The organism is Streptomyces alanosinicus (assembly GCF_014650595.1).
Classification (GTDB): domain Bacteria; phylum Actinomycetota; class Actinomycetes; order Streptomycetales; family Streptomycetaceae; genus Streptomyces; species Streptomyces alanosinicus.
In genome coordinates this window covers 21184-27768 of sequence record NZ_BMVG01000068.1, presented here as the reverse complement: position 1 = coordinate 27768, position 6585 = coordinate 21184, and the positions used below count along the sequence as shown (strand labels likewise).

General features: G+C 69.9%; 7 protein-coding genes. 5 read left to right on the top strand and 2 right to left on the bottom strand.

All coding sequences use genetic code 11. The features are described from left to right. Positions 1-445 precede the first annotated feature (445 nt). The 5 genes from IE277_RS44695 to IE277_RS44675 all read left to right on the top strand — a co-directional run bounded on the left by IE277_RS44695 (position 446) and on the right by IE277_RS44675 (position 4206). Positions 446-1261: a phosphatase gene (locus IE277_RS44695; RefSeq protein WP_189959600.1), complete on the top strand. Its 816-nt coding sequence runs from the start codon at positions 446-448 to the stop codon at positions 1259-1261. A 129-nt stretch (positions 1262-1390) separates the two neighbouring features. Then, positions 1391-1603, top strand: coding sequence for a helix-turn-helix domain-containing protein (locus tag IE277_RS44690; protein WP_189959604.1), 213 nt, complete (start codon positions 1391-1393; stop codon positions 1601-1603). Between the two features lie 136 nt (positions 1604-1739). Then, positions 1740-1838, top strand: coding sequence for a 30S ribosomal protein bS22 (locus tag IE277_RS44685; RefSeq protein ID WP_003948845.1), 99 nt, complete (start codon positions 1740-1742; stop codon positions 1836-1838). 217 nt (positions 1839-2055) lie between these two features. After that, positions 2056-3117 carry an NAD-dependent epimerase/dehydratase family protein gene (locus tag IE277_RS44680; protein ID WP_189959598.1) on the top strand — a complete coding sequence of 354 codons (1062 nt, stop codon included), beginning with the start codon at positions 2056-2058 and terminating at the stop codon, positions 3115-3117. Positions 3118-3132: 15 nt separating this feature from the next. After that, on the top strand, positions 3133-4206 hold the full coding sequence (locus tag IE277_RS44675) for a lysophospholipid acyltransferase family protein (RefSeq protein ID WP_189959596.1): 1074 nt from the start codon (positions 3133-3135) through the stop codon (positions 4204-4206). A gap of 84 nt (positions 4207-4290) precedes the next feature. Here IE277_RS44675 and IE277_RS44670 read toward each other — a convergent pair whose 3' ends face one another. Next, positions 4291-5523 carry a DUF5667 domain-containing protein gene (locus IE277_RS44670; RefSeq protein ID WP_189959594.1) on the bottom strand — a complete coding sequence of 411 codons (1233 nt, stop codon included), beginning with the start codon at positions 5521-5523 and terminating at the stop codon, positions 4291-4293. Between the two features lie 249 nt (positions 5524-5772). Further along, on the bottom strand, positions 5773-6561 hold the full coding sequence (locus IE277_RS44665; RefSeq protein ID WP_189959592.1) for an ECF subfamily RNA polymerase sigma factor, BldN family: 789 nt from the start codon (positions 6559-6561) through the stop codon (positions 5773-5775). Positions 6562-6585 lie beyond the last annotated feature (24 nt).

Genomic DNA, 6585 nt, shown 5'->3' with positions numbered 1-6585 from the left:
AGTGAAAGGCCACCGTGCTCGGGTGGGTGAGCAAGAGGCCGTCGAGCCTGGGTGGGTGGGGGAGCGCCAGCCGTGCCCGGGTGGATGAGGGGGCCAGCCGTGCCCAGGTGGGTGAGTGAGCGTCGGCCCTGGCGGGGTGGATGGGGGCGTCAGCCGTGCCGGGGTGGGTGGGGCAGCGTCGGTCCTGCCGGGGTGAGTGAGCGCCAGTCGTGCCGCGGTGGGTGAGGGGACGTCGGCCCTGCCCGGTGGGTGAGGGGACGTCGGCCCTGACCTGCATGCCCTGCCTGACCTGCCTCCGTGGGGGGCGTCGGCTGTGTTCGGGTGGGGGTATGGGGCTGGTCGTGTCCCGGTGGGACAGGGGGTGTGGTTGGGGGGTTACGCCAACTGTGGGGGATTGGGCTGGTTTCGGTACGTGCGGTGGGGTGGATGCGTCACCATCGCATCCGTGTCGACCAGCGGAGCTCTACGTGCGTATCTGCCGGCTGTTCGGCTTGCGGGGGTGGTCGGGACCTCGCGGGAGGACAGTCTGCGCAGCTATCGGCTCTTTGCTGCCCGGGATCCGCGGGTGCTGATCGGGATCGATCCCGAAGGGGTCTGGGGGCAGCGGGATCTGCTGGGCCTCATGGCGGAGAAGTGCGGGGTCTCGGCCGATCCTCGGCACACTTCGGGGCCGGATGTGATCGATCCCGATCGGACGCTGGCCGGGCTGGACGCGTTCGCGGGGCGGATCGGGGAGGCGGCCAGGCGCGGTGCGCCCGTGCTGTTCGGGACCGGGCATCCGCAGCGGCTGCTCGGGTTCTACGCCGCGCTGGCGGACGCGCTCTCGGCGGCGGGGTGTGACGTGCTCACTCCCGCGCAGGGTCGCTGTGTCGACATATTGACCCGGTTCGGTCTACGTACGTATCACCTCGGCTACGCACGGCGCGTTGGGTTGGTGCGGGAAATCGACGGTGGGCGCCCCGGTTGTGAGCCGGGCGTGCACTGTCATTCCCCGCTGCCGGTTCGGGTCGTGCTGGAGGCCGCGGCGGAGGGCGGTGGGCCGCTGCCCGAGCTGGTCGTGGGCGACCATGGCTGGGTCTGCGGCGCTGGTCAGCTGGGGTTCGAGGCCATCGGTCTGGCCGACACCGACGATCCGGCGCTGTTCGTGGGGGAGGCGGAGGGGCGCGTGTCCGTCGCCGTTCCGGTTGATGACGCCGTGCGGTCTGAGTACTACCGGCCGCTTACCCGCTACGTACTCAAACGAGCGTGTCTGTCACAGTAGGCCTGCGATGGGTGCACCTCTTCCCCACTTGCATCACCCGCCTCTACATTGGGGAGTGAGCACGCAACGACGAAGAGTCACCGGAAGGGGAAGCCGGTGGCCGTCGAGTGCGGAAGGTTCAGGTGTGTCATGGGTGCAGCTGACGAGAGGCCTCTCAACGAGGTTGTGTTCCTTACCGTGGCGGAAGTCGCCGCGGTGATGCGAGTGTCGAAGATGACCGTGTACCGCTTGGTGCACAGTGGTCATCTGCCCGCGATCCGGGTGGGGCGGTCCTTCCGTGTCCCGGAACAAGCGGTACACGAGTACCTCCGTGAGAGCTATGTGGGGGTGGAGGCGGGCTGACGGCGACCTCCGGGTTACCCCGGGGTACCCCCTCGATTACGACCTGGGCGCTCGGTTGGGTAGGCTAGCCCCTCGTAGGTCGTGTGGGCCCATGGCGCCCAAACAACCGAGTGATGAGAAGTGAGCGAGGGTAGTCGTGGGCTCTGTTATCAAGAAGCGGCGCAAGCGGATGGCCAAGAAGAAGCACCGCAAGCTGCTCAAGCGCACGCGCGTTCAGCGTCGCAACAAGAAGTAAGCGGCGCGCGAGAGCGTGTGAACGCGTCTCTGTGGCCCCCCATCGGAACCGGTGGGGGGCCACAGGCATATCCGGGTACCCGCGCCCGCGCAGTCGTACCCGGCATATTCCGATCAGTGAATTTCCGTCACTTCGTGCATCGGGTGGTCATCACAGCGCAACGTCGACCCGCTAAGTTGGCCGCACACACGGCGGTCGCAGAAAGAAGGCGCTGATCTTGGGGAAGGTCGTGCTCGTCACCGGAGTGGCCCGGCAGCTGGGCGGCCGGTTCGTACGGCGGATCCAGCGGGATCCGGAGGTCGACCGGGTGATCGCCGTGGACGCGGTGCCGCCGGCGCACCATCTGGGCGGGGCGGACTTCATCCAGGCCGACATCAGGCTGCCGACGATCGCGCGGGTGCTCGCCGAGACCGGCGCCGACACGGTCGTCCACATGGATGTGACGGGCACGGCGCTGCGCGGCGGCAGCCGGGCCACCGTCAAGGAGACCAATGTCATCGGCACCATGCAGCTGCTCGGCGCCTGCCAGAAGTCGCCGACGGTACGGCGGCTGGTGATCAAGTCCAGTACGAACGTCTACGGCTCCGCACCACGCGATCCGGCCGTCTTCACCGAGACGACCCCGCCGAAGTCGCTGCCGAGCGGCGGCTTCGCCAAGGACACCGTCGAGGTCGAGGGATATGTGCGCGGCTTCGCCCGGCGGCGGCCGGACGTCGCCGTGTGTGTGCTGAGGTTCGCCAACATCCTCGGGCCGGCCGCGGACACCCCGCTCGCCTCGTACTTCGAGCTGCCGGTGCTGCCGACCGTGTTCGGCTACGACCCGCGGCTGCAGTTCGTCCATGAGGACGATGTCGTCGAGGTGCTCAGGATCGCCTCGCACGAGCCGCGCCGGGGCACCCTGAACAGCGGCACGTTCAACATCGCCGGGGACGGTGTGCTGTTGCTCTCGCAGTGCTCCCGGCGGCTCGGCCGGCCCACCGTGCCCCTGCTGCTGCCCGCCGTCACCTGGGCGGGTTCGCTGGTGCGTACGCTCGGTATGACGGACTTCTCGCCGGAGCAGATCCGGCTGCTCACGCACGGACGGGTGGTGGACACGGTCCAGATGCGCGAGACGCTGGGCTTCACACCCAAGTACACGACAGCGGAGACGTTCGCGGACTTCGCCCGCGGCCAGGGCCCCGGGCTGGTGCCGCCGGAGGCCCTCGCGGGGGCCGTCGACCGGATCGCCGAACTGGCCACGCGGGGCGGCGGCCGGCCCACGACGCACAGCGCCAACTGAGGAGAGCGGCAAACGATGGCGGACGCCAAGGTCATTCCGTTCGACGACGACCGGTCCCGCGGGAGCGCCGCACAGCGCCCGGCGCGGCGCCGGAGCACGGGCAGCCGGCGCGGCGGCCTCGGTGAGACCGGCGAGATGGGCGAGGTCCAGCCTCTGCCGGGCCGGGCCCGTGCGCAGGAAGATGGGCCTGTGAGCCCTGTGGAGGATGCGAAGGGGGCGACTGAGCAGCCGGGCACCGACGGGCCGGGCGGCGGCCTGGAGCGGCGTGTGGCGGCCGGGCTGGCCTTTCTGCGGCGCCGGCTGACCGGGGACTACGACGTCGACGACTTCGGTTTCGACGAGGAGCTGACCGACCAGGTCCTGATGTCGCTGCTGCGGCCGGTGTACGAGAAGTACTTCCGGGTCGAGGTGAAGGGCATCGAGAACATCCCGGCGAAGGGCGGGGCGCTGATCGTCGCCAACCACTCCGGGACGCTGCCGCTGGACGGGCTGATGATGCAGGTCGCCGTGCACGACCACCATCCGGCCGACCGGCATCTTCGGCTGCTCGCGGCCGACTTGGTCTTCGTGCTGCCGGTGGTCAACGAACTGGCCCGCAAGCTGGGGCACACCCTGGCGTGCGCGGAGGACGCGGAGCGGCTGCTGGGGCAGGGCGAGCTGGTCGGGGTGATGCCCGAGGGCTTCAAGGGCATCGGGAAACCTTTCAGCGAGCGGTACAAGCTGCAGCGGTTCGGCCGGGGCGGCTTTGTGTCGACCGCGCTGCGGCAGGGGGTGCCGATCATTCCGTGCTCGATCGTCGGGGCGGAGGAGATCTACCCGATGATCGGCAACGCCAAGACGCTGGCGCGGCTGCTGGGATTTCCGTACTTCCCGCTGACGCCGACGTTTCCGTGGCTGGGGCCGCTGGGTGCGGTTCCGTTGCCGACGAAGTGGACGATCCAGTTCGGTGAGCCGATTCCGACGGACGGGTATCCGGCGGAGGCTGCCGAGGATCCGATGCTGATGTTCAACCTGACCGATCAGGTACGGGAGCAGATTCAGCACACGTTGTACAAGCTGTTGGTGCAGCGGCGGTCGGTCTTCTTCTGACGCGTTCGGATGACGCATTCGGACTTCTGAGTGGGGGCGCCCTGCTCGGGAGGGCGCCCCCACTCACGTCACGCGTCGTGTCCTCTAGTGCGCCGTGTCCTCGCCCTCGATGCCCAGGCCGGGCAGGAGGCCGGGCAGGAGCGGCGGGATGGTGACGTCCGGTGTGGCCGTCGGGGGTTTGCTGGTGGACGGTGTGCTGCTGCCGGGGCCGGTCTTCGGCGGTTCGAGCAGGCCGCCGGTGTCGCCGCCGATGAGGCCCATACCGCTGCTGCCGGTGGCCGTGCCGCTCGGGTCGCCGCTGCTTGTGTGCTTGCCGGTGGGCGGGGCGTGGCCCGAGGAGTGGGGCGCGCTCGACCGGTGGCCGCCGGCGGAGCCGGTGGATGCCGGGCCGGTGCCCTGCTGCTTGCCGTCGCCGCCCCGGGTGGGCGAGTGCGGCAGCAGGGACTGCAGCGGGGCGACCTCTTGGTCTATGGCGTCGAACACCGACGACACCTGCTGTTTGACGTCCCCGAGCTGGACCGGCAGCTTGTCGCTGAGCGCGCTCCAGACCTCGCGGTGGGAGCGGGAGAAGGTGGACAGGGCCTGGATCGGGCCGAGTGAGCCGGGGTCGGCTTCATAGGCCTCATGGAGCAGGCGGTGGCCCTCGGTGACGTCGCGCTGCATACCGGAGAGCGTGCGGCGGATCTCGCCGATCGACTCATGGTCGAGATGGCCGCTGCGGCCGCGCTCCATCAGCCGACGTGCCTCGCTGAGGCGTGTGGAAGCCTGGTCGAGGTACGTCTGGCCGCGTGCGTCGTCGCCGTTGGTCATGTAGTTGAGCTTGAAGTCCTCGATGCCGCGTTTGAGGCCGTACAGCGAGTCGCCGGGCAGGGCGTCGGAGCTGGCGGCGGCTACCCCGCCGAAAGCTCCGGCGGCCACGCCGACGCTGAGCCCGCCCGCGGCGAGGCCCTTGGTCAGCCGGGAGCGCGGGCGCAGTTTGCTCAGCGGGCTCGCCCGGTGCGCACCCCGGCCGCGTCCGCGCTGTTCCGGTACCGACACGTCCGCCGCCCCGGTGCCCTCCTGGAGCATGGCCTCCATCGCGGCCACCAGTTGGGCGCGCTGCACGACCTTGACCTCGGGGTCGAGTTGCGGCTTCGGCAGCGCGTCGAGGTCCGCGGTGAGGGCCAGAAGCTCGCCTTGCTCGCTCTGTTCCTCGACGGTCGGCGGAGAACCCGCCGGGTCTACGGACTGATCGGCCGCCGTGTCCCGGTCGGACAGCTCCTCCAGGGCCTGGGCGAAGGCGTTCGCCCGCCGGTGTGCCGATACGTTCGCGATCACTGGCGGCACCTCCTCTCGTCATCACGGTCGACTCCCCAGGGGGTCCTGAGGGTTGCACGCCCGCGACCACTTCCACACGATCGAGTGATCAGGGTCGGCCAGACGTGACCACAGGGAGCCTGTATCCCGCACAACGACTGGCGCGGCACTTGGGTTACGGACGGCGGATGACCGGATCGGAAAGGCAACGAGCGCTCACGGAACGTGAGTTGGGCGTCGCCGTGGGTGGTGGGGCGGCGGGGCCCCGGCTCAGCGTGCGTCGTCCGGCAGAAGCCGGGCCAGAGTGCGTACGGCGCGGTACTGGAGGGTCTTGATCGCGCCCTCGTTCTTGCCCATGACGCGGGCGGTCTCGGCGACCGAGAGACCCTGGAGGAAGCGGAGCGTCACGCACTCCTGCTGCTGCGGGTTGAGCCGTCGTACGGCGTCCAGCAGCGCGGCGTTGGACAGCGTCTCCAGGACGGAGTCCTCCGGGGAGCGCTCGACCTCGTTGGCGTCGAGCATCTCGCCGGTGGTGACCTCCAGGCGGAAGCGGCTGGACTTGAAGTGGTCGGCGACGAGGTTGCGGGCGATCGTCACGAGCCAGGCGCCGAAGTCACGGCCCTGCCAGGTGAAGGTGCCGATCCTTCTGAGCGCTCGCAGAAAGGTCTCGCTGGTGAGGTCCTCGGCGGTGGCCCGGCCGCCGACGCGGTAATAGATATAGCGGTACACCGTGTCGCTGTACTGGTCGTACAGCCGGCCGAAGGCCTCGGCCTCGCCGGCCTGGGCGCGTTCGACCAGGTCCATCATCCGGGCGCTGTCGCTGTCGGCGGCCGGGCGGCGGGCGGTGGTGGCGGCGCCCGCACCGGCGGAGCGCCCTCGTCTGCCGACGGCGGCGCTGCCGTCGGCCAGTGCATAGCACGGGCCTACGGGCGCGGCGCCGGCGAAGGCGGGGACGGCGTACGCGGTGGGGACGAGGCCGCGCAGCGTCTCTTTGACCGTTGCGACTGTTGCGCGCAGCGTAGCCAGGCCCGAGGCGTCAACCCCGACGTGTGGGTACACGGGACTCCCAGAGGCAGAGCTTCC

Coding starts and splice junctions, on each gene's coding strand:
- IE277_RS44690 (WP_189959604.1), top strand. CDS start 1,391: ATGGGTGCAGCTGACGAGAGGCCTCTCAACGAGGTTGTGTTCCTTACC.
- IE277_RS44675 (WP_189959596.1), top strand. CDS start 3,133: ATGGCGGACGCCAAGGTCATTCCGTTCGACGACGACCGGTCCCGCGGG.